Origin of the sequence: Klebsiella sp. G-Nf4, assembly GCF_002810615.1 — a bacterium.
In the GTDB taxonomy this organism is placed as follows: domain Bacteria; phylum Pseudomonadota; class Gammaproteobacteria; order Enterobacterales; family Enterobacteriaceae; genus Klebsiella; species Klebsiella variicola.
The window spans coordinates 201,714-223,515 of the sequence record NZ_PION01000007.1 but is presented as its reverse complement, the minus strand read 5'-3'; the positions used below and the strand labels follow the sequence as shown (position 1 = coordinate 223,515).

Sequence of the window (21,802 nt, the reverse complement as noted above, 5' to 3'; positions counted from 1 at the left end):
GGGAGGTGGTATGAAGATCCTGCTTACGGGTGGCACCGGCCTGATTGGCCGACATCTGATACCCCGGTTGCTGGAACTGGGGCATAGCGTCACGGTATCCACACGGCATCCGGATACCGCCCGCGCCCGCCTCGATCCGCGCGTCACGCTGTGGCGCGATTTCGAAGGCCATCACCACCTCAACGAGATTGATGCCGTCATCAATCTCGCAGGCGAGCCCATTGCTGATAAACGCTGGACGGCCGAGCAGAAACAACGCTTGTGCCATAGCCGCTGGGATCTCACTCAGCGGCTGGTTGGCCTGATCCACGCCAGCGACACGCCTCCCTCCGTGCTGATCAGCGGGTCCGCCACCGGCTACTATGGCGATCTCGGCGAGGTGGTGGTGACCGAAGAAGAGCCACCGCACAATGAGTTTACCCATAAGCTCTGCGCCCGCTGGGAGCAAATTGCCTGCGAAGCGCAAAGCGAACAGACCCGCGTCTGCCTGCTGCGCACCGGTGTGGTACTGGCCCCGCGGGGTGGTATTCTCGGCAAAATGACGCCCGCCTTTAAGCTCGGCCTCGGCGGGCCCATCGGCAGCGGCAGACAGTACCTGGCCTGGATCCATATCGACGATATGGTTAACGGTATTCTGTGGCTGCTGGATAACGATCTACGCGGCCCGTTCAATATGGTTTCTCCCTATCCGGTGCATAACGAACAGTTCGCCCACGCGCTGGGTCATGCGCTCAATCGACCAGCCATTTTCCGCGTTCCTGCCGCTGCTATCCGCCTGCTGATGGGTGAGTCCGCCGTCCTGGTGCTCGGTGGCCAGCGCGCGCTGCCTAAGCGTCTGGAAGCCGCTGGCTTCGCCTTCCGCTGGTACGATCTGGACGAAGCGCTCAAGGATGTGCTGAGCTAATGGCTAAACGGGGGAGCATTGGCTCCCCTGATTTCCTCCAACTGGACACTACCTCGCAACGTTTTTTTCTTCTGTTCCCTTCACCGCGTTGATTGTGAAGTGTATTCCAACGTCAAATGACTTCTTCTGCCATAACGTCCTGGCGATGCTTTTATCGCCAAAAATGTTGACGAACGTCAACACCCCTTTTATTCTGAGCAGGACATCGCGATGAAGGAACATCCGGACAAACATATCAGGGCCGCCATCACCAGAGCGTTGGCGGAGGGCTGGATAGTGATACCCGCGGGCAGAAGCAGCCACTGCTTTGCGCGGCTGATTTGCGGGATAGCCGAACACCGTCAGCACATGATGAGCATATGGTCGACGCCTGCGCCGCCTGAAAATCATGCCCGGCAGATCATCAGAATGATCGAACGCTGCTCGCTTTCAGCGACGGACCGTATCACGCACACGCATAAGGAACGCTAAACGATGCCGCTTTTTAATTTTACGCTGACGCTTTCCGGCGTCACCAGCCAGACGCCAGGACTGGAAGATGCGCTCTTTGCCGCAGGCTGTAGCGATGCGCTGATCTGCTTCTACGGCACTGCGGTCTACCTGGAATTTGACCGCGATAGCGAATCTCTCGAACAGGCGGTACTGTCCGCGATCCGCGACGTTGAATCCGCCGCGCTACCCCAGGTCCGTGTGGAATCGGTAGATTCAACGCTGGTGGGGCTGAGCGATATCGCCGAGCTCACTGGCGTCTCCCGCCAGGCTATCGCCATGCTAAAAGAAGGCACTCGCGGTAGTGGGCGTTTTCCCGGGCCGGTCCAGCGGGTTACAGGCAACTCCCCGCTATGGCGCTGGAAAACCGTCGTTGACTGGCTGGTCGCGGAGAAGCGCCTCGCCGCCGATTCTACGCTGGTGGCTCATGCTCAACTCCTGGATAGCCTCAACCTGGCGCTGCAGCTTCGTAGTATCCCGGACAACCAGCGCGTACAGGGACACCTGAAACTCCTGAGTTCATCGCCAGCTGGCCGCTGACTGGCCGGTTCGCCGGTGTAATCAGAAGAAGCAAAGTGGTAAGGTGGACCTTCCTTTCTCCGTATTGACTGCTTTATGACGACAATAACCACGCTGCGCCTTTCGCTTACCCACTTTGTTGCCGCCGACTGGCCCTTTTTTCTGCGCCTGCGTCAGGATCCGCAGGTGATGCGTTTCATGGGGGAAGTGTTAAGCGAGACGGCGCTGCGCAGCGTGTTTGCCAGCCGCTGTGCCGATCCCGGGGTGTTTGTTTTGCGAGATAAACGCGGCGACGCACTGGGCGATATTGGGCTACGCATCAGTCCGAAAAATCCGCACGAGGCTGACGTCGGCTACGCCCTGCTGCCGCAGGCTCAGGGAAAAGGCTACGCCAGCGAAGCGCTGCGTGCGATCTGCGATTATGGTTTCAGCACGCTGGGCGTGCAGGCCATCAATGCCTGGGTGCTGGGAGAAAATCGTGGCTCATCGCGTCTGCTGGAGAAACAGGGCTTTGTGCGCACCCAGGTGCTGGAGAAAGCCTATCATCTGAACGGCGTCGATTACGATGACTGGATCTATCGGCTGGAGCGTGAATCTCACCCGACGCCCACAGACGCCGGGTGAAGCATTTATTTCAGCGAACCTTTCAGAAACTGCTGCAGGCGCGGGCTTTTCGGCGCGCCAAACAGCGCGTCCGGATGCCCTTCTTCTTCAATTTTGCCCTGATGCAGGAAAATAACATGCGAAGAGACGTGGCGGGCAAAGCCCATTTCGTGGGTCACCACCACCATGGTTTTTCCCTCTTCCGCCAGCTGCTGCATGATACGCAACACTTCGCCCACCAGTTCCGGATCCAGCGCTGACGTCGGCTCATCAAACAGCAGCACTTCCGGCTCCATCGCCAGCGCGCGGGCAATAGAGACACGCTGCTGCTGGCCGCCGGAGAGATGTACCGGGTATTTCGCCTGCTGACGTTCGTCAATCCCGACCTTGGCCAGGTATTTTACCGCGCGATCGCGCGCTTCCTGTTTGCTTAAGCCCAGCACCTGAATCGGCGCCTCCATGACGTTCTCCAGCACCGTCATATGGCTCCACAGATTGAAATGCTGGAACACCATGGTCAGGCGAGTACGCAGCAGACGCAGTTGGTTCTTGTCAGCCACCTTCAGCTGGCCGTCTTTATCCCGCACCAGGCCAATATTCTGGCCACTGACGACGATCGTGCCCTCGCTCGGTTTTTCGAGGAAGTTAATGCAGCGCAAAAAGGTGCTTTTCCCGGAACCCGATGAACCGATGATACTGATCACGTCCCCGGCTTTCGCCTGCAGGGAGACGCCCTTCAGCACCTCGTGTTCTCCATAGCGTTTGTGCAGATCGATAACGTTTAATTTATTGTCGGACATGGCGTTCTCAATGCGTCGAAGAAGGTTTGATATGCTGCAACCAGCGCTTTTCCGCTTTACGGAACAAGCTAATCAGCACATACGAGATAATTAAATAGAGCACCGCGGCGATGCCAAAGGCAGTGAACGGCTGATAGGTCGCGGAGTTAATATCGCGAGCGATTTTCAGCAGATCGGGCACCGTAGCGGTAAACGCCAGCGCGGTGGAGTGCAGCATGAGGATCACTTCGTTACTGTAGGCCGGTAGCGCAATGCGCAGCGCGGAAGGCAGAATAATGCAGCGGTACAGTTTGACGGACGAGAAGCCGTAGGCCCGCGCCGCTTCAATTTCCCCGGCAGGTACTGAGCGGATCGCCCCAGCGAAAATTTCAGTGGTATAGGCGCAGGTATTCAGGGTTAACGCCAGCACCGTGCAGTTTAGCCCGCTGCGGAAAAAAGCGTTCAGCAGTTCCGTGCCTTTGACGATTTCCAGGGTATACATGCCGGAGTAAAAAACCAGCAGTTGCACATACAGCGGCGTGCCGCGAAAGATGTAAGTGAACAGCCAGATGGGGAACTGGATAAATTTATTGCTTGAGACGCGGCCGATCGCCAGAAACACCGCCATAACGCCGCCCATCACCACCGAGGCGATCAGCAACCATAAGGTTATTGCCACGCCGGTAAAGCGATAGCCGTCGGTCCACAGCAGTGATTTCCAGTACTCCTGAATAATTTCAATCACAGGTCAGCCCTCTTCACGCCAACGGTATAGCGGCGTTCGAGCAGCAGCAGTACGCCATTAGAAAGGGTGGTAAACACCAGATAAATCAGGCCGCAGACGATGGCAAAGTAGAACGGCTGCCAGGTGCTTTTCCCGGCCAGCTGCGTGGCTTTGACCACATCCTCCAGACCCAGCAGCGAGACCAGCGCCGTTGCCTTGAGGATAACCTGCCAGTTGTTGCCGATCCCCGGCAGCGCGTAGCGCATCATCGCCGGGAACAGAATACGCCGGAACGTCTGCCCGCCGCTAAAGCCGAATGCGGTAGCCGCTTCGATATGCCCCTTTGGCACCGCAAGGTAGGCGCCGCGGAAGGTTTCCGTAAAATAGGCGCCATAGATAAAGCCGAGGGTGATAATCCCGGCGATCATCGGATCGATATCAAACTGCGTCATGCCCAGCGCATCAGTGACGCTGTTTAGCGCAATCTGCAGGCCATAGAAAATCAGCAGCATCAGCACCAGGTCGGGGACGCCGCGAATCAGTGTGGTATAGCCTTCAAACACCAGCGCCAGAGGACGATTGCTCGATAGCTTCGCGCCAGCGCCGGCCAGCCCGATCAGGATCGCAATAACGACCGAGCTGAGCGCAAGCTCCAGGGTGACGAGCGCACCCTGCAAAATAACCTGTGAAAACCCATACAGCATGCTGCCTACCCTGTCTGTCATTCACCACTGCGCGTGAAACGCACGCGCAGTGGTGAGGCGTGAGAATTATTCGCCGTATACGTTAAAATCGAAGTATTTTTTCGCCAGTTTGTCGTAGGTGCCGTCCTTACGCATCTCTGCAAACGCCTTATTCAGCGCTTCACGCAGTTCGTTGTCTTCCTTACGCAGCCCCATACCGGTGCCGACGCCGAACAGCTTCTCATCTTTAATCGACGGTCCGCCAAACTGGTAATCTTTACCGATAGGCTGTTTAAGGAACCCTTCACTGGCCGCGACCTCATCCTGGAACGCGGCGTCGATACGGCCGGCGGTCAGGTCGGAATAGATATTGTCCTGCCCCTGATAGGAGACAATTTCGATACCTTTCGGCGCCCAGTGCTCATTGCCATAGGTTTCCTGAGTCGTCCCCTGCAGCACGCCCACGCGCTTACCTTTCAGCGTGGCCAGATCCGGCGTTACCGGGCTGCCCTTTTTCACCACCAGACGCGAATCTGCCGCGTACAGCTTGTCGGTGAAGGCAATTTCCTGCTGGCGCTTTTCGGTAATCGACAGCGAAGACATAATCGCGTCGATTTTCTTGGCTTTTAAGGAGGGGATCAGTGCATCCAGCGGGTTTTCAACAAAGGTACATTGGGTATTAATACGCTTACACAGCTCTTTTGCCAGATCGATATCAAAACCCACCAATTCCCCCTGCGCATTCTTCGATTCGAAGGGGGCATAAGTCGGATCGGTGCCAATACGAATTTTTTGCGGAATGGCGGCAAAGACCGTGGAAACGCTGGAAAGGGCCAGCGCTAAAGAGAGAGACAACGCCAGTTTTTTCATAACTATCCTCGACAGACTGTCATTCTAACGGGTTTATTAGAACTATTTACGCCAGTTATCGTGCCATTATTCGCCCCTTGAGGGCAAAGATTTATGCACCAGAAAGGCCGATTTTTTGCATCAGAAACGCTTAACTATGCATTTTTTAGCCAAAAAACTGGCTGCTTTTGCACTGAAATGATCCACAGCGTTTTTTGTTGCACCGTTCTGGGGCAGGATCACGAGTATGGCGTCAGGCCCACACTATCGTGCGGGCCTGCAGCAGTCTTAGTCGCCGTAAACGTTAAAATCGAAGTATTTCTTCGCCATTTTGTCGTAGGTGCCGTCTTTACGTATCTCGCCCAGCGCTTTATCAAACGCGGCTTTCAGTTCGACGTCGTCCTTACGCAGGCCGATACCGGTACCGTCGCCAAAGTACTTTTTATCTTTCACCGACGGGCCGGCGAAGGCGAAATCTTTCCCGGCAGGCTGTTTCAGGAAGCCTTCGCTGGCGGCGACTTCATCCTGCAGCGCCGCATCCAGACGGCCTGCAGCAAGGTCTGAATAGATCAGATCCTGGTTCTGGTAGGCCACCACGTCAACGCCCTGGCTACGCCAGCGGTCGTTGGCATAGGCTTCCTGAGTAGAACCTTGCAGCACCCCGACGTGCTTGCCTTTCAGCGCCTCCAGCGTCGGCTGGATCGGCGACCCTTTGGCGGCGATCAGACGCGAGTCAGCGGCATAAAGCTTGTCAGAGAAGGCGATCTCTTGCTGACGCTTCTCGGTGATGGAGAGCGAAGAGATGATGGCGTCAATTTTCTTCGCTTTGAGGGAGGGGATCAGGGAGTCAAAATCACTGCCGACCCAGGTACATTTCACCTTAATTCGGGAGCACAGCTCATTGCCTAAATCGATATCAAAACCAACAAAGTCCCCTTTTGCGTCTTTCGACGAAAATGGCGCATAGGTCGCGTCAGTGCCAATGCGAATGCTCTGCGGCAGAGCAGCAAACACGCTCGCCGTGCTGCTCATTCCCACGAGTAAAGAGAGAGCCAGAATCGTCTTCTTCATACAGTACCCTTAAGTGTCGTGATGTGGTGCGTTGCTTGTTATGGTGATTGCCGATCAATCCTGCAGTTTTTGTGCCATCTTCCCGGTGCGTGTCGGGAACAGGGTTAAATTTGTTAAAATAAAGTTGCAGGATTGTCTTGGAAGGGAAGATACCAGCATTACTGGCGAAACCGCAGTGCCTCAGCGCAAAAAGACGAAATAAATGTCGAGGATTTGATCGGGACGACAAATTTGCACCACCGAGGCGCAAGCGTACATTGAATGCACTTATTTAGTGCAATCCAGTGTCCCCTGCCAGCGAGTAAACAGGTCTTGAGACAGGCTAATATCGAACTGATCGAGCACCCGATTGACGGTCTGGTTGATGACATCATCCAGGCTTTGCGGCCGGTGATAAAAGGCCGGCACCGGTGGCATAATGACCGCCCCGAGCTCCGCGGCCTGAACCAGCAATCGCAGATGGCCGAGATGGAACGGCGTTTCCCGCACGCAGAGCACCAGCGGACGACGCTCCTTCAGCACGACATCGGCCGCCCGCGTCAGCAGGCCATCCGTATAGCTATGGACAATGCCAGAGAGCGTTTTCATTGAGCAGGGTAAAATCACCATCCCGGCGGTTTTAAACGAACCGGAAGAGATACTGGCGGCGATATCGCGGGCGTCATGCACCACATCGGCCAGCGCCTGCACGTCGCGCACGCTGAAGTCGGTCTCGAGGGCCAGCGTTTGCCGCGCCGCCTGGCTGAGGATCAGATGGGTTTCAATCTCCGGCACACCCCGCAGCACCTGCAGCATCCGCACGCCATAGATAGCGCCGCTGGCGCCAGAAATGCCAATAATCAGTCGTTTCACGTTCTGTTACCCCTTGCGCGTGTGCCGCAGACTTTGCCGGATTATAGCCTCTGGCGCAACCATTGAGGCACCACCAATGGGATAAAAAAAGGCCCGCCGTCCCTCAGGAACGGCAGGCCCGCGATGCGCGAAGGGGTTAACCCTCGTTGTGCATCTCCAGATTTTCGACTTCGTTCTGCAGCTGTACCGCTTTGGCATCATCGTTACGCAGGGAGTCAAGGTAGTCGAGGTACTGTTGGTCGACATCCCGGGTGACGTACACGCCGTTGAACACCGAGCATTCAAACTGTTGAATATCCGGGTTCTCCGCGCGCACCGCGTCGATCAAATCGTTGAGATCCTGGAAAATCAGGCCATCGGCGCCGATGATCTGGCGGATCTCATCCACTTCGCGGCCATGGGCGATCAGTTCGTTGGCGGTCGGCATATCGATACCGTACACGTTCGGGAAACGAATTTCCGGCGCAGCGGAGGCCAGATAAACCTTTTTCGCCCCCGCTTCGCGCGCCATCTCAATGATCTGCTCAGAGGTGGTGCCGCGTACAATGGAATCATCGACCAGCAGCACGTTCTTATCGCGGAATTCCGCACGGTTGGCGTTGAGCTTACGACGAACAGATTTACGACGCAGCTGCTGACCCGGCATGATAAACGTCCGGCCGACGTAGCGGTTCTTCACGAAGCCCTGACGATAAGGCTTGTCGAGAATGCGGGCGATTTCCAGAGCGATGTCGCAGGAGGTCTCCGGGATCGGGATAACGACGTCAATATCCAGATCTTCCCACTCACGGGCAATCTTTTCGCCCAGCTTAGTCCCCATGTTGACGCGGGCGCTGTAGACGGAAATTTTGTCGATAAACGAGTCCGGGCGGGCAAAATAGACGTACTCGAACAGGCACGGGTTGCTGACCGGATTATCGGCACACTGACGGGTAAACAGCTGGCCTTTCTCGGTAATATAGACCGCTTCGCCCGGTGCGACATCGCGCAGGAATTCAAAACCAAGCGTATCGAGCGCCACGCTTTCAGACGCCACCATATACTCGGTGCGGCCGTCGCCAACGTCACGTTTACCCAGCACCAGCGGACGAATGCCGTTGGGGTCGCGGAAGGCCACCATGCCATGACCGATAATCATCGCCACGCACGCATACGCGCCGCGGATCTGGCGGTTGGTCGCCGCAATCGCAGCGAAGATGTTGTCCGCTTCCAGCGGGTAGTGGCGGAAGTTATCCAGCTCGCTGGCGAAAATATTGAGGAGGATTTCGGAATCAGAGGTGGTATTGATGTGGCGGCGTTTTTCTTCAAACAGCTTTTTACGCAGCTCGTGCGCATTGGTCAGGTTGCCGTTATGCGCCAATGTGATGCCATACGGCGAGTTAACGTAAAACGGCTGCGCCTCGGAGGCGCTGGAGCTGCCCGCCGTAGGATAACGCACGTGGCCAATACCCATATTGCCCTGCATACGCTGCATGTGGCGGGCTTCGAATACGTCGCTTACCAGCCCGTTAGCCTTACGCAACCGGAAGCAGTTGTTGGCATCAATGGTGATGATGCCAGCGGCATCCTGTCCACGGTGCTGGAGCACCGTTAGCGCATCATAAATCGACTGGTTAACCGGCATAACACCGGCGATACCGACAATACCGCACATACGTCTTTTCCTCGTTCAGCAACGACCCAAAGTCTATACTTTAGGCAAGAAACTTGACGAGCTTTGCAGGTATTCAAAAAACCATCTGATGACGGGGGTAAAATAGGGAATAAACTGCGACTGATGCCAGTCATCGCTCTTCGCCATCCCGGTAAAAGTGTCAAGGAAGAACAAGATAGCGGCGATGATCAGCACCCCACGTAGCGCGCCGAAGCAGATCCCCAATACCCTGTCGGTACCTGACAAACCGGTCTTCTCCACCAGCTGACCTATCACATAGTTCACGATAGCGCCAACGATGAGCGTCACGATAAACAGCGCCGCAATAGCAATCCCATTTCGAACCCGTTCATCCTCAAAGCCCGTAAACCAGACAGACAGGTCAGCGTAGTAATGGCTGGCGACATAAAACGCGCAACCCCACGTCACTAACGATAAAGCTTCGCGAACAAAGCCGCGGATCAGGCTGACCAGGCAAGAAAGACCCAGCACCGCCATAATGGCGTAATCAATCCAGACCATATACGTCCCACGATTTACGCCCTGTCGTCCAGTTCGGGGCGCATTCTAACAGAAAAAGAAAACGTTTGCGTAGGGATTTCCATGCCCTACAGAAATAAAAATGGCGCTGAAAAAACATTCAACGCCAGACTGCCTTTCGCCTCTTCAGGGCGGCTGAGACAGGGTTTGCGGGGCGTTTCTCCCCGCAACGTTCTCTCCGCATTACGAAAAAAACAATCAGTTTGGGGTGAAGCCCATCACGACCCCGCTGAGTCCGGAGATCTGTTGCAGATCGCCCAGTTGGCCTTTCAGCTTGTCTTTTGACGCATCCGGGCCGACGAGGATGCGGGTAATTTTACCCTGTACCGGCGTCGAAGGCGACGTATAGACTTTGAAACCCGAGGCCCGTAGTTTACCGACAATCTCATTCACTTTATCGGCGTTCTTCAACGCGCCCAGTTGAACCACATAGGCTTTGCCGGTCGGCGCCGGCAGGGCCGCCTGCTGCTGCGGTGGCTGTTGCTGCTGCGGCTTAGCCGGCTGCGGCGTTGGCGTCGCGGCCTGCTGTTGCGGCTGTGGCTGTGGTTTCGGCTGCGGCTTGGGTTGCGGTTTCGCGGCCACCACCGGCTCCTGAACGTCATCGAAGCTGTTGCTGTTCACCGGAATACGCGACGGATCTAACGATGGCGCGGCGGCATCGCCCGCCCGCACCTCTTCCGCCGCCCCTTCCGGCGGTTGCGAAGGCAACGCCTGGGTCGCCGCTGGCAACATATCCGGTTCATCGCGATCGCCCGGTTTCGGCACCAGTGGGATCGCGGCAAACTCATCCTGGTAATGCTTTTTCTGCCCGTCCAGCAGCCCTGGCAGGATAATCACCCCCAGCGCCACCAGCACGATTGTCCCGACTAAACGGTTCTGAAACTTACTCGCCACCGATTCTCCCCGCGTCTATCTCTTCCATTACCTGCGCTACGGTGTGAAATGAACCACACACCAGCACGGTATCTTCCACTTTAGCGTCAGCCATGGCCGCATGCCACGCCTGCGCCACGCTGGTATAGACTGTGCCGCCACGCAAATGTTCCACCAGTTGCTCCGCCGTCGCTCCGCGCGGCCCTTCCAGCGGCGCACAGTACCAGGCATCGACTTCCGGGGCCAGATTGGCCAGCGTGCCGGCAATGTCTTTATCATGCAGCATACCAATAACCGCCAGCACGCGTCCCGTTTTCGCTAACGTTTTGAGACGCACGGCGAGGTAGGCCGCCGCGTGTGGGTTATGCGCTACATCGAGGATCACCCGCGGGGCGTCGCTGATTATCTGAAAGCGTCCCGGCAGCATCGCATCGCGGATCCCATCGCGGAGGATAGTCTCATCGACAGCAAGCCCGCTGGCGCGCAGCGCCGCCACGGCCGTCGCCGCATTCGGCAACGGCACCTGAGGCAACGGCAGGCGGCTTAACGCCCCGGCCCCGTCGTGGAAGGACCATGTTTCGCCCTCCACCTCATAGCGCCAGTCGACGCCGCGGCGCTGGAGCAGCGCGCCTTTCTCGCTGGCCACGTCGGCAATGGTGTGCGGCATATCCGGCTCACCCACCACCGCCGGTTTACCGGCACGAAAGATACCCGCTTTTTCCCGGCCGATACTTTCGCGATCCGGCCCCAGCCAGTCGGTATGATCGAGGGCGATGCTGGTGACCACCGCCACGTCAGCATCCACGATGTTAGTGGCGTCGAGACGGCCACCCAGCCCTACCTCAAGGATCACCACGTCCAGCTGCGCCTGCTTAAACAGCCACAGCGCCGAGAGCGTGCCGTACTCAAAATAGGTCAACGATATGTCACCGCGCGCCGCTTCGATTTCAGCAAACGAGGCCGTATGCGCCGCCTCCGGTAGTTCAGCTCCCTGAATGCGCACGCGTTCGGTGTAGCGCACCAGGTGCGGGGAGCTGTAAACCCCCACTTTATAGCCAGCCGCCATCAGGACGGTTTCCAGGGTACGGCAGGTGGTGCCTTTGCCATTGGTGCCAGCAACCGTAAAGACAAACGGCGCCGGTTTGACGATAGCCATCTGCCCGGCGACCTCGCTGACGCGCGCCAGCCCCAGATCGATGGTTTTACTGTGCAGATGTTCCAGATAAGAAAGCCACGTAGCCAGGGGCGACGTGGCCTGAGGAATAGGATCTTTTTCCATGATGCCCGCAAGAATTGACGGTTAACGCGTATGAATAAAAAAGGGCAGCGCCGCCAGGCCCTGCCCTCTGCTTTATCAGGCCTCTGGTTCCTGATCCGGTGCCGGCGGCACCACCACGCCTTCATTAGGCGCTTCCGAAGCGGGAACCGGCGCCGGCAGGTTCATCAGCTTCGCCAGAATGCTGGCCAGCTTGAGACGCATTTCCGGGCGGCGAACGATCATATCAATCGCCCCTTTTTCAATCAGGAACTCACTGCGCTGGAATCCCGGCGGCAGCTTCTCACGTACGGTCTGCTCAATCACGCGAGGACCGGCAAAGCCGATCAGCGCTTTCGGCTCGGCAATGTTCAGATCGCCCAGCATCGCAAAGCTCGCCGATACGCCGCCCATGGTCGGGTCGGTCAGCACGGAGATGTACGGTAATCCGCGCTCCTGCATTTTTGCCAGCGCAGCGGAGGTTTTCGCCATCTGCATCAGCGACATCAGCGCTTCCTGCATACGGGCACCACCGGAGGCGGAGAAACAGATCAGCGGGCAGTTGTCTTCCAGCGCCTGCTCCACCGCGCGCACAAAGCGTGCACCGACGACGGAACCCATCGAGCCCCCCATAAAGGAGAACTCAAAGGCGGCGGCAACCACCGGCATCTCATAGAGCGTACCTTTCATCACCACCAGCGCGTCTTTCTCGCCCGTCTCTTTCTGAGCGGACGCCAGGCGGTCTTTGTATTTTTTTGAATCGCGGAACTTCAGCACATCTTTTGGCTCAAGTTCGCTACCCAGTTCTACCAGAGAACCTTCATCCAACAGGCTATGCAGGCGATTACGCGCCGACATGCGCATATGGTGATCGCACTTAGGACAAACCTCCAGGTTGCGCTCCAGCTCGGCGCGGTAGAGTACCTGACCGCAGCTGTCGCACTTGGTCCATACACCCTCAGGAATGCTCGCCTTGCGGGTGGGAGTGATGTTGCTTTTAATTCGTTCAATCCAGCTCATTGATAACCTTTCTGCCTGAACCTGGTCGATGCCAGTTTTGTCGTAAGGGGCGCATAATGCCATTTTTGCCTCTTACAGACCATGAATGTTGCACATTAAATCATATCATCCCGGAACATGGGATAAAAAAGTGGTCAAACCGCTGCGCGTGACGACACATGGCCGTCACGCGCAGCGCAGGGCGAGCTACTTCGCCTGCTTTGACGCCGCCCGCTTATGGCGGATGATTTCAATCACGCCGGGCAGGACGGAGAGGACGATGATCGCCACAATCAGCAGCTTCAGGTTCTCCTGCACCACCGGCAGATCGCCAAACAGATAGCCGGCGTAGGTGAACAACAACACCCACAGCAGCGCCCCGACCACGTTATAGGCTGCAAAATGACGATAGGACATATGCCCCATTCCCGCCACAAACGGCGCGAAGGTTCGGACTATCGGCACAAAGCGCGCCAGGATAATGGTTTTTCCGCCGTGACGTTCATAGAAGCTATGGGTTTTATCCAGATAGCTATGACGGAAAATCTTCGAGTTCGGATTACTGAACAGCTTCTCGCCGAACAGTCGGCCAATAGTGTAGTTAACCGCATCGCCGACGATAGCCGCGATAATCATCAGCAATACCATCAGGTGAACATTGAGATCGTTGGTCGGCAGCGCCGAGAGCGCGCCCGCCACGAACAGCAGTGAATCGCCCGGCAGGAACGGCGTCACCACCAGCCCGGTTTCGCAGAACAGAATCAAAAACAGAATGGCATAAACCCAGACGCCGTACTGGGCAACCAGTTCGGCAAGGTGCACATCAATATGCAGGATGAAATCAATTAAAAAGTGAATCAAGTCCATATTTGTCTTTACCCTTAATGACCCTATTAGTCCGCCAGAAACAGCGGGCCCATTGGCAGCACCGGTAAATCATAGTGGGCCGGGTAATCAACCGACACCAGATATAACCCTTCCGCTTTTGCCGTTGCCGCAGCGAGCGTCCTGTCTTTTGCTGCCAGCAGTTCTGCCATCCAGCTCTCCGGCTGGTTTCCGGCGCCGACTTCCATCAGGCTGCCCACAATATTCCTGACCATATGATGTACAAAGGCGTTTGCTTTGATATCCACCACCACATAAGCACCGTAGCGGGTAACGTTAATATGCATCACGTTTCGCCACGGGGTGCGCGACTGACACTGCACCGCGCGAAACGAGGTAAAGTCATTCTCCCCCAGCAGACACTGCGCAGCGCGCTGCATACGCTCGGCGTCGAGCGGTTGGTGAAAATGCGTGACGCCCTGGCTCAACACCGCCGGGCGCAGGCGATGATTATAGATAACGTAACGATAGCGTCGCGCTGTGGCGCTGAACCGGGCGTGAAAATCCGCCGGCACATGTTTAACCCAACGCACCGCGATGTCACCAGGTAAATTCGCATTTACCCCCAGCGTCCAGGCGGCATCTTTACGCTGCGCCCGGGTTTCGAAATGCACCACCTGGCCGGTGCCATGGACACCGGCGTCGGTGCGACCGGCGCAAAATACGCTTACCGGTTCGTTAGCCACCTGCGACAACGCCTTTTCCAGCTTCTCCTGCACGCTGCGCACTTCGTTTTGCCGCTGCCAGCCATAATATTTGCTGCCGTCGTACTCGATGCCCAGCGCGATTTTAAAGATCGGCTGCTGCTCCATCTCAGACATCAGTACAGGTACTCCTCAATCAGCTTCTCGGCGATCTTCACCGCCATCAGCGCGCCACCGAAGCGGACGTTATCCGCGACGGACCAGAACTGAATCTGCTCCGGCATGCCGTAATCGTTATGCACACAGCCGATGGAGAGACGGGCATTGCCGGAAGCGTCGCCAACCTGAGTTGGGAATTCGCCCTCTTCAGAAAGCTCAATTTCTTCGCCGCGAGTAAAGGCGTCGCGCGCCTCTTCCGCTGCCAGCGGACGCATCGCTTCAAAGTTCACCATCTGCGCATGGCCGTAGAAGACCGGCGACTGAACGACGCTGGCGGAAATCATCAGCCCGTCATCCTGAAGGATTTTGCGCGCTTCATCGACGATACGCCGCTCTTCGCGCACGCTCCCTTCACGATCCGGCAGCAGCGGTAGCATATTAAATGCCAGCTGGCGGCCAAAGAAATCGTCTTCATCAACGGGGATCCCGTTCAGCAGCTTGGCGCTCTGCCCTGCCAGCGCATCCACCGCTTTTTTCCCGTGTCCCGAAGCGGAGAGCAGGTTGGTGACGCTGATGCGCGACAATCCGCCCTGCTCGATAAGCGGCTTGAGTGCCGTCAGCAGCTGGCTGGTCAGACTATTGGGCACCGCGATCAGGTTGCGATTGCGGTAGTCGCCCAGAACGAACGGGTTCACGTCCGGCACCACCAGCGGCACGTCCGGCTCCAGCGCGAACAGGCCGCTGAGATCGATAACCAGACACCCGGCGTTAGTGGCGTCTTCGATATACGCCGCGCTGGCTTCGACGCCGGCAGCGAAGAAGGCCAGCTGGGCCTGGGTCCAGTCAAACTCGGCGGCGTCCTTGACGATCACCGACTTGCCACCAAAACGCAGATGTTCGCCCGCGCTTTCATTGCGCGCCAGAGCAAAAATCTCCCCCACCGGGAACTGGCGTTCAGCAAGAGTTTCGAGCAGGGCTTCGCCTACGGCGCCCGTTGCGCCCAGTACGGCAATATTCCAGCCTTCAGACATGGTGGTTTACTCCAGAAATAAAGCGGCCCTGCCGGAGTATCCGGCAGAGGCATTAAGAAGACATTAACGAACAGAATGATGCACAGCGTTAAAACCGAGCTGACGCAACAGCGTCGCCGCCTGCGCATCGCTGCACTGTACATACAGCGAAGACCATTCGCGGCGTTCCTGATAGTTTTTACGCAGCTTGTCGAATTCACCGGCGACGCCCGCCACCTTCCGCAGCGGCGCATCATCGCGGCGCACATCATACACCAAATGGACCAGTCTTTTCAGCGTCGGCTGATCGAGCGGGCCATGCAGGGTGATGCGGCCAAATTCCGGCGCCGGCAGCAGGGTATCCAGTGCCACCTGCTGCGGATGGCCGATAAAGGCGCTGTAGGCTTCAAAAACCTGCGTCGTCCCGCGCGCTTTCCCTTCGAGGGTGTAGCCGGCAATATGCGCGGTACCGATATCCACTCGCTTGAGAAGCGCAACGTTAAGATCCGGCTCCGGCTCCCAGACGTCCAGCACCACGCTCAGTGGCTGGCCGGCTTCCAGCCGTTTCAGCAGCGCGGCGTTATCCACCACCGGCCCGCGGCAGGCGTTAATTAAAATCGTTCCAGGCTTCAGTCGGCTAATCAGCGCTTCATCCGCCAGATGCAGGGTTTTATACGGCCCTTCTTTATACAGCGGGGTATGGAAGGTCAGTACATCGGCTTCCTGGACCAGGGCATCGAGGGAGCGGAAATCGCCTTCGTCTCCGCGATCGGCGCGCGGCGGATCGCAGAGCAGGGTTTTGATCCCCAGCGCTTCCAGCCGTTTTTGCAACCGTCCGCCGACGTTGCCGACGCCAACGATCCCGACGGTGCGATCGCGCAGCGCGAAGCCGTCGCGTTCGGCCAGCATCAGCAGCGATGAAAAGACGTACTCCACCACCGCAATGGCATTGCAGCCGGGCGCCGCGGAGAAACCAATCCCTGCCTGCTGCAGCCACGCCTGATCGACGTGATCGGTGCCTGCGGTAGCGGTGCCGACGAACTTAATGGCCTTGCCGGAGAGCAATGCTTCATTGACCCGGGTGACCGATCGCACCATTAAGGCATCCGCATCGGTCAGGGCATCGGCCGGAACCGGACGGCCTGGAACCGCTTGCACATCGCCTAAACGGCTAAAAAGATCACGGGCATAGGGCATATTTTCATCAACGAGGATTTTCACAGTTCAGTACCTGTCTGAGAACGAGAGTTAACCGGGGAAGTGTGCCATAATCTGGCCGCCAGGCATACTCATCACCTGGTTCCAGCACCGCGATATCGAAAGGATGAATCATGACGCACCCCCTTGCAGATATGCCAGACCGTCCTCCGGGGCGAGGTCCATCAGGCACTGCCGCCACCGGCGAACCTTCGCTTTCCATGCAGCAACGCACCGTCCTGGAGCGACTGATCACGCGCCTGGTGGCGCTGACCTCGCAGCAGAATGCGGAAGTGTGGGCCTGCGTCAAGCATGACCTCGGACTGAAAGGCGACACCCCCCTGCTGGCCCGCCATTTCAACGCCGCGGAGACGAGTCTCAATCAGCGTTTAACCACGGCTCAGGACAATCATCATCATCGCCAGACGCTGGCACAGCTCAGCGATCTGCTGGGTCAAGGCAATAACCGTCAGGCGGTCAGCGATTATATTCGTCAACATTATGGGCAAACGGCGCTGCATGCGCTAAGCCAGCCGCAGCTGGAGAACATTCTGCACCTGCTGCAGCGCGGCCAGCTATCGATCCCGCAACCGCAGCAGCGTCCCGCGACCCTGCGCCCGCTCTTGCCGGCGGAGCACAACACGCTTAATCAGCTGGTGACTAAGCTGGCGGCTGCCACCGGCGAACCGAGCAAGCTGATTTGGCAGTCCATGCTGGAACTTTGCGGTGTCAAATCCGGAGAGCTGATCCCGGCGACGCACTTCACGCCGCTTTCATACTGGCTTCAGGCGCGGCAAACGCTGAGTGCACAAAGCTCGCCCACGCTCACCTCGCTGCAGGGAGCGCTCAAGCAGCCGCTGGAGGCCGCAGAGTGGCAAAAGATTGTCGACTTTGCGCGTCGCAGCTGGCAGGTCACCCCGCAGACGACGCTGAGCCCAGCGCAGATCCTGGCGCTGTTGAATAAGGTGTTTGTGCTGCGGGTAGCCCGCGCTCAGGAGACGTTGGCCATCCCGCAGGAAAAGCCCGCGCCGAAACGAGCGTGGGCCGCTAAGCCGTGGCAGCTGGCGCTGGGCGGTGTATTGATCCTGCTCCTTCTGCTGTGGTGGCTGCTGTAGCCCACGTCGCAGGAAAACGCGCCCGCCTCATGCGGGCGCCCGTTAAGTGATTTGCCGGTTACCACCACACCTCGGCCTGAACGCCAACCATAAACTCATCTTTGCTTTCGTCGTTGAACGCAAACTGCGACAACTGGTTATCGAGAATATTGATATACGTTCCATAGAAGCGAATTTCAGGACGTGACCCCAGCAGGCTCGGCCCAACCTTCAGCGCATGGTACAGCGTCGTTTTATACGCTGACTCCTTCAGATCGTCGCCCTGACGGGTGTTGTTTTTCTGGGTAAACCACCCCAGCTCGACCCCGGTCTGGTTCCAGGTGTCCCATATCCAGGCTGGGCGGATCACCGCGCGCAGGCTGTCGAAATCGCTGTGCGCCCCGCTTTCATAGCTATACACATCATTGCCATGGGCCCACACCAGTGAATTCGCCATGATAATGCGATCGGCGAGGTACATTTCCCCCTGTGAAATCAGGCGCCAGGCCACGCCGTTGGTATGATCACCGTAGTAATAGCGACCGCTGGCCATGGAGTTGCTGGCGCCGGAGAAGTTGGCGAAACTGCTGGCGTACGAGTTGTCCGCCACCTGCAGCGTAAATTCGTTAAAGCCCTTGCGTTCCAGCTCCTGACGAATAATGGCGGTGGCCATCCAGGTATCTTTGAACCGGAAGTAGCTGTTGTTATCTTCGTTTCGCTCCTGCTCGTCATTTTTATTAGCGAACGCATATTTGCCCATTAGCGACAAAGAACCCGACTGCCACAGGGGAATATTACGATAGCGCAGGTCGACTGAGTTGGTGTTCATCTGGGTGGTTTGCGTAAAATCACGAGAATACACGTCGACATCGTTCCGGCTGACGGAAGCATCCAGCTGGCCAACCCCCAGCGCCCAGTTCTGGATCCCGACCCCGGCCGCAACGTCGGTGGTCAGCGACTTCCAGTCCAGCATCTGAATTTCATACTCGGGCAGTTTATGTTTGCCGACCCAGAAATCTGCCTTTGGCGCGAACGGCAGGAAACCTTTGGTGGTCAGATAAATATCACTAAACTGCAAAATGCTGTCGTTATCTTTGCCACCAAACCAGGCGTCGTTATACTGCTCGCCGACGTTACCGTCGTACGTCACAACGGCATTCGCCGTTTTGCCATCCTGGTTATAGACCCGCTGATTCAACGTTAAGTCGAACCAGCCACTCATTTCATTACCGAAACGACCCAGCGAGCCGGGGGCGTAGGTCTGCGACGATCCGTGATTTGATGTTCCCCAGCCGGAACGGAAGTACCCCTGGTAGCTAAAGCCAATATCATCTTTAACAAATTTACTGATGTCCTTCAGGGTGACGCTTTCCAGTTTCGGCTTCTGGCCTTCGGTATCAATAACCGCCACCTGCTGAGTGGCTTTCACCTGCACCGGGGCCGCTTTTTTACTCAGTTCATTATTTTCATTGGCTATATTTTCCGCCACCGGCGACGTTGTTGTTGGATAACCCGTCGTGACATGACGTTTTTCATTCTCCTTAATACTTTTTTGTAATTCGGCCACCTTACCTTTATAGGTCGATAATTGTGATTGCGTTTTTTGTAGCTCTTTTTTATTCGCCGACAGTTCAGACTCCAGTAATTCCAGACGCTGTTCAATGGTTAATTTAGCCGCCATCACATCACTTGTCGAAATAGCCAGCAGTACCGATAAAGACAATAAGCTCACCTTCAATTGACTTGAATACATAGGGTACCTTTACATATTGTTATAATTGGCCTTCAGCCAGAACGGCTGAAGGCGGGTAAATCAGGCAGAGCGCTCCTGGCGCAGGGCAATAATTTCTTTGGCTAAATCCTGGCACAGCATCGCGGTCATTAAGTGATCCTGGGCGTGCACCAGAATAAGGTTAACGGTGATTTTTCCGCAGCCTTCGTCCTGACCTATCAACGCCGTTTGGATCTTATGCGCTGCCCGACAGGCCGCTTCCGAGCTGGCCATCAAATCCGCTGCCCGCCCCCATTCCCGCTGCCGGGAGGCGGCAATCGCCTCCATGGCGTCTGATCGCGCCTGACCAGCATAAATCAGCAACTCCATGACCGTACTTTCATCTGCAAACATCGCCATCCTCCTGGTCGGTCGCCGCCGCGGTATTGACCTTGTTAGCGGCAATCACAAACGGTAAGTAAATGAGTGTTGAAACCGCGAGGCACAGAATGCCGACAAACAGCGCCAGCCAGTTGCCGCCGGTGCCAAAGAAGGCGATAAGCGGCCCGGGCGTGGTCCAGGGTACGGCGTAAGCAATCGGCGGAATAAACTCCATGCTAATAAAGAAATAACCGATCAGTGAATTCACAAATGGCACCAGAATAAACGGGATCACCAGGATAGGGTTAAGCACAATCGGCAGGCCAAACATCACCGGTTCATTGATGTTAAACAGGCCCGGCACGAAGGCCATTTTTGCCAGGTCACGGTAATCTTTGCGTCGGGAGGCGATAAAGATGGCCAGTAACAGGCCCAGCGTCATACCCGACCCGCCGCAGTTAGCAAACGCATCATTGATGCCGGTCCAGGTAATGGGGTACGGCGCTCCCCAGGTGCTGCCATGCGAGGCGGCATAGGAGAGATTTTCGAGGTTAGCTTCCGAGAAGATGGTCTCGCGGATGGCGGCCACGGTATTCGGCCCATGGATCCCCAACACCCAGAGGAAATTCGCCACCAGTCCCAGCACCAGAACGGTCACAATGTTGGTCCCCATATCCTTCAGCGGAGCCTGAATAAGGGTATAAATCAGATCGTTAAGACCATTCGGCGAAATACGCGTCAACAGATAGTTGAGGATCGAAAAGAAGATCATCACGAAGAAAATCGGCAACAACACCTTAAAGGAACGCGCCACCGCCGGCGGCACCGCAGCCGGCATCGTGATGGTCACCCTTGGGTTGCGCGCCAGGCGGCAAAAGACTTCGCTGGAAATCAGCGCGACGATAATCGCCACAAACAACCCCTGCGGGCCAAGATATTTGGTCGCCAGATAGGCCTGACCATCGATGATGGTATAAGGCGTGTACACCACAAAAAAGGCGCCGATCGCCGTCAGGCCGCACAGGAGATCGTCCTGCTGATAGCTGATCGCCATATTGCGCGCCACCAGAAAGGTGATCAATATCGCCATGATATTGACCGAACCGTTCATTACCGGGGTGAAAATCTGCTGCGCCTCCGCGAGATGGGGGAATATCGACCCTAAATGCAGAATACTGGCGATAAATCCGTCAGGCGACAAAATAGCAAAGTTGATAAGAATAATCAGCGAACTGGCCATGACGATGGGAAACGAAAGAATAAACGCATCGCGAATCGCTGAAACGTGGATCTGAGAATTTAACTTAATTGCGACAGGCACGAGGATTTTTTCCATGCCACGCTCAAAGGTATCCATGAAACTCATGACGAACCCTTATTCATAATAATTTATTAACGTCATCGTGTTTTTTAGCCGTAGCAGCCCAGGGAAGCAACGAAAGTACCCACACGATAACGGGGATAAATGAGAAAACTATCGGTTTGCCAATAATGCCAGCGCACTTTCCAGAACGGCTTTACCGTCCATTTGCCCATAATATTTCATGTCAATCACCGCCACCGGCATTTTCCCCTGGGCCACCTCTTCTATTTCTTTTTTTTGAAAACGAACCTGCGGCCCTAAAAGGACGACATCCACTTCATTGTCCTTAATCTTTTCTTTGGCTTCAGAAATAGCCAGCGCATTGATATTAACCTGAGCCTGAATATTTTCAGCCTGCTCCTGCATTCTTTTCACCAGCATACTGGTCGACATTCCCGCCGCACACACTAACAATATATTTTGCATTACCCCTTCCTGTTTTACTGATGACCTCAATTGACGAGCACTTTAATAATTGTTAATTTTCTTAACCGCGGTTTTGATCACAGTTAGCCATCCTGAAGTGGTGCAGAAGCAAAGCAAAAAATGAACGTCTTGCCCTGT

At 56.3% G+C, this 21,802-nt stretch carries 25 protein-coding genes; 6 read left to right on the top strand and 19 right to left on the bottom strand.

What is annotated here, in order from left to right; all coding sequences use genetic code 11:
- The first annotated feature begins 10 nt into the window (after nt 1-10).
- The 4 genes from CWM57_RS16185 (at nt 11) to CWM57_RS16170 (ending at nt 2,536) form a co-directional block, all read left to right on the top strand.
- The gene (locus tag CWM57_RS16185; RefSeq protein WP_100676084.1) at nt 11-904 is read left to right on the top strand and encodes a TIGR01777 family oxidoreductase; all 894 of its coding nucleotides are present in this window, start codon (nt 11-13) and stop codon (nt 902-904) included.
- Nucleotides 905-1,114: 210 nt separating this feature from the next.
- Nucleotides 1,115-1,375: a hypothetical protein gene (locus CWM57_RS16180; RefSeq protein ID WP_100676083.1), complete on the top strand. Its 261-nt coding sequence runs from the start codon at nt 1,115-1,117 to the stop codon at nt 1,373-1,375.
- A 3-nt stretch (nt 1,376-1,378) separates the two neighbouring features.
- Entirely contained in the window at nt 1,379-1,933 is a 555-nt protein-coding gene (locus CWM57_RS16175) for a helix-turn-helix transcriptional regulator (protein WP_061153780.1), read from the top strand.
- A gap of 75 nt (nt 1,934-2,008) precedes the next feature.
- Nucleotides 2,009-2,536 carry a GNAT family N-acetyltransferase gene (locus CWM57_RS16170; RefSeq protein ID WP_074387935.1) on the top strand — a complete coding sequence of 176 codons (528 nt, stop codon included), beginning with the start codon at nt 2,009-2,011 and terminating at the stop codon, nt 2,534-2,536.
- Between the two features lie 5 nt (nt 2,537-2,541).
- Here CWM57_RS16170 and hisP read toward each other — a convergent pair whose 3' ends face one another.
- The 5 genes from hisP to argT form a co-directional block, all read right to left on the bottom strand.
- Nucleotides 2,542-3,315: a histidine ABC transporter ATP-binding protein HisP gene (gene hisP, locus CWM57_RS16165; RefSeq protein ID WP_008803931.1), complete on the bottom strand. Its 774-nt coding sequence runs from the start codon at nt 3,313-3,315 to the stop codon at nt 2,542-2,544.
- 7 nt (nt 3,316-3,322) lie between these two features.
- Nucleotides 3,323-4,039, bottom strand: a complete 717-nt coding sequence (locus CWM57_RS16160) for an ABC transporter permease (protein ID WP_061153778.1) — start codon at nt 4,037-4,039, stop codon at nt 3,323-3,325.
- Nucleotides 4,036-4,722, bottom strand: coding sequence for a histidine ABC transporter permease HisQ (locus CWM57_RS16155; RefSeq protein ID WP_061153777.1), 687 nt, complete (start codon nt 4,720-4,722; stop codon nt 4,036-4,038). Before CWM57_RS16155 ends, CWM57_RS16160 begins: the two co-directional genes overlap by 4 nt.
- A 66-nt stretch (nt 4,723-4,788) precedes the next feature.
- Entirely contained in the window at nt 4,789-5,571 is a 783-nt protein-coding gene (hisJ, locus tag CWM57_RS16150; RefSeq protein ID WP_002913209.1) for a histidine ABC transporter substrate-binding protein HisJ, read from the bottom strand.
- 267 nt (nt 5,572-5,838) lie between these two features.
- The gene (argT, locus tag CWM57_RS16145; protein WP_008803930.1) at nt 5,839-6,621 is read right to left on the bottom strand and encodes a lysine/arginine/ornithine ABC transporter substrate-binding protein ArgT; all 783 of its coding nucleotides are present in this window, start codon (nt 6,619-6,621) and stop codon (nt 5,839-5,841) included.
- Between the two features lie 40 nt (nt 6,622-6,661).
- On the opposite strand from argT, the gene CWM57_RS27765 reads away from it, so the two are divergent.
- The gene (locus tag CWM57_RS27765) at nt 6,662-6,823 is read left to right on the top strand and encodes a hypothetical protein (protein WP_165784213.1); all 162 of its coding nucleotides are present in this window, start codon (nt 6,662-6,664) and stop codon (nt 6,821-6,823) included.
- Nucleotides 6,824-6,888: 65 nt separating this feature from the next.
- On the opposite strand, the gene CWM57_RS16140 is transcribed toward CWM57_RS27765, so the two are convergent.
- From CWM57_RS16140 to pdxB, 10 genes are all read right to left on the bottom strand, one after another.
- Complete coding sequence (locus tag CWM57_RS16140; protein ID WP_074387934.1) at nt 6,889-7,473, bottom strand: UbiX family flavin prenyltransferase; 585 nt, start codon at nt 7,471-7,473, stop codon at nt 6,889-6,891.
- A 136-nt stretch (nt 7,474-7,609) separates the two neighbouring features.
- Entirely contained in the window at nt 7,610-9,127 is a 1,518-nt protein-coding gene (gene purF, locus CWM57_RS16135) for an amidophosphoribosyltransferase (protein WP_100631067.1), read from the bottom strand.
- A 33-nt stretch (nt 9,128-9,160) separates the two neighbouring features.
- The gene (cvpA, locus tag CWM57_RS16130) at nt 9,161-9,649 is read right to left on the bottom strand and encodes a colicin V production protein (RefSeq protein WP_002913214.1); all 489 of its coding nucleotides are present in this window, start codon (nt 9,647-9,649) and stop codon (nt 9,161-9,163) included.
- 216 nt (nt 9,650-9,865) lie between these two features.
- On the bottom strand, nt 9,866-10,561 hold the full coding sequence (gene dedD, locus CWM57_RS16125; RefSeq protein ID WP_100676082.1) for a cell division protein DedD: 696 nt from the start codon (nt 10,559-10,561) through the stop codon (nt 9,866-9,868).
- A complete protein-coding gene (gene folC, locus CWM57_RS16120) occupies nt 10,551-11,819 on the bottom strand; it encodes a bifunctional tetrahydrofolate synthase/dihydrofolate synthase (RefSeq protein WP_100676081.1) in 1,269 nt (422 codons plus the stop codon). Before folC ends, dedD begins: the two co-directional genes overlap by 11 nt.
- 75 nt (nt 11,820-11,894) lie before the next feature.
- The gene (gene accD / locus CWM57_RS16115) at nt 11,895-12,815 is read right to left on the bottom strand and encodes an acetyl-CoA carboxylase, carboxyltransferase subunit beta (RefSeq protein WP_061153771.1); all 921 of its coding nucleotides are present in this window, start codon (nt 12,813-12,815) and stop codon (nt 11,895-11,897) included.
- A 186-nt stretch (nt 12,816-13,001) separates the two neighbouring features.
- On the bottom strand, nt 13,002-13,661 hold the full coding sequence (locus tag CWM57_RS16110) for a DedA family protein (RefSeq protein WP_100676080.1): 660 nt from the start codon (nt 13,659-13,661) through the stop codon (nt 13,002-13,004).
- A gap of 26 nt (nt 13,662-13,687) precedes the next feature.
- Nucleotides 13,688-14,500: a tRNA pseudouridine(38-40) synthase TruA gene (gene truA, locus CWM57_RS16105; protein ID WP_100631064.1), complete on the bottom strand. Its 813-nt coding sequence runs from the start codon at nt 14,498-14,500 to the stop codon at nt 13,688-13,690.
- On the bottom strand, nt 14,500-15,513 hold the full coding sequence (locus CWM57_RS16100) for an aspartate-semialdehyde dehydrogenase (protein WP_100676079.1): 1,014 nt from the start codon (nt 15,511-15,513) through the stop codon (nt 14,500-14,502). Before CWM57_RS16100 ends, truA begins: the two co-directional genes overlap by 1 nt.
- Nucleotides 15,514-15,576: 63 nt before the next feature.
- Nucleotides 15,577-16,713 (bottom strand): 4-phosphoerythronate dehydrogenase PdxB, encoded by a 1,137-nt coding sequence (pdxB, locus tag CWM57_RS16095; RefSeq protein WP_074387930.1) that lies wholly within the window; start codon nt 16,711-16,713, stop codon nt 15,577-15,579.
- A gap of 110 nt (nt 16,714-16,823) precedes the next feature.
- On the opposite strand from pdxB, the gene flk reads away from it, so the two are divergent.
- The gene (flk, locus tag CWM57_RS16090) at nt 16,824-17,804 is read left to right on the top strand and encodes a flagella biosynthesis regulator Flk (protein WP_100676078.1); all 981 of its coding nucleotides are present in this window, start codon (nt 16,824-16,826) and stop codon (nt 17,802-17,804) included.
- Between the two features lie 58 nt (nt 17,805-17,862).
- Here the strand turns inward: flk and CWM57_RS16085 are convergent, their stop codons facing one another.
- From CWM57_RS16085 to CWM57_RS16070, 4 genes are all read right to left on the bottom strand, one after another.
- Entirely contained in the window at nt 17,863-19,536 is a 1,674-nt protein-coding gene (locus CWM57_RS16085; RefSeq protein ID WP_100676077.1) for a carbohydrate porin, read from the bottom strand.
- A gap of 60 nt (nt 19,537-19,596) precedes the next feature.
- Nucleotides 19,597-19,908, bottom strand: coding sequence for a PTS lactose/cellobiose transporter subunit IIA (locus tag CWM57_RS16080; protein ID WP_023340577.1), 312 nt, complete (start codon nt 19,906-19,908; stop codon nt 19,597-19,599).
- Nucleotides 19,895-21,241: a PTS sugar transporter subunit IIC gene (locus CWM57_RS16075; protein ID WP_061153763.1), complete on the bottom strand. Its 1,347-nt coding sequence runs from the start codon at nt 21,239-21,241 to the stop codon at nt 19,895-19,897. Before CWM57_RS16075 ends, CWM57_RS16080 begins: the two co-directional genes overlap by 14 nt.
- 108 nt (nt 21,242-21,349) lie before the next feature.
- Entirely contained in the window at nt 21,350-21,664 is a 315-nt protein-coding gene (locus CWM57_RS16070; protein ID WP_100676076.1) for a PTS sugar transporter subunit IIB, read from the bottom strand.
- Nucleotides 21,665-21,802: the final 138 nt, after the last annotated feature.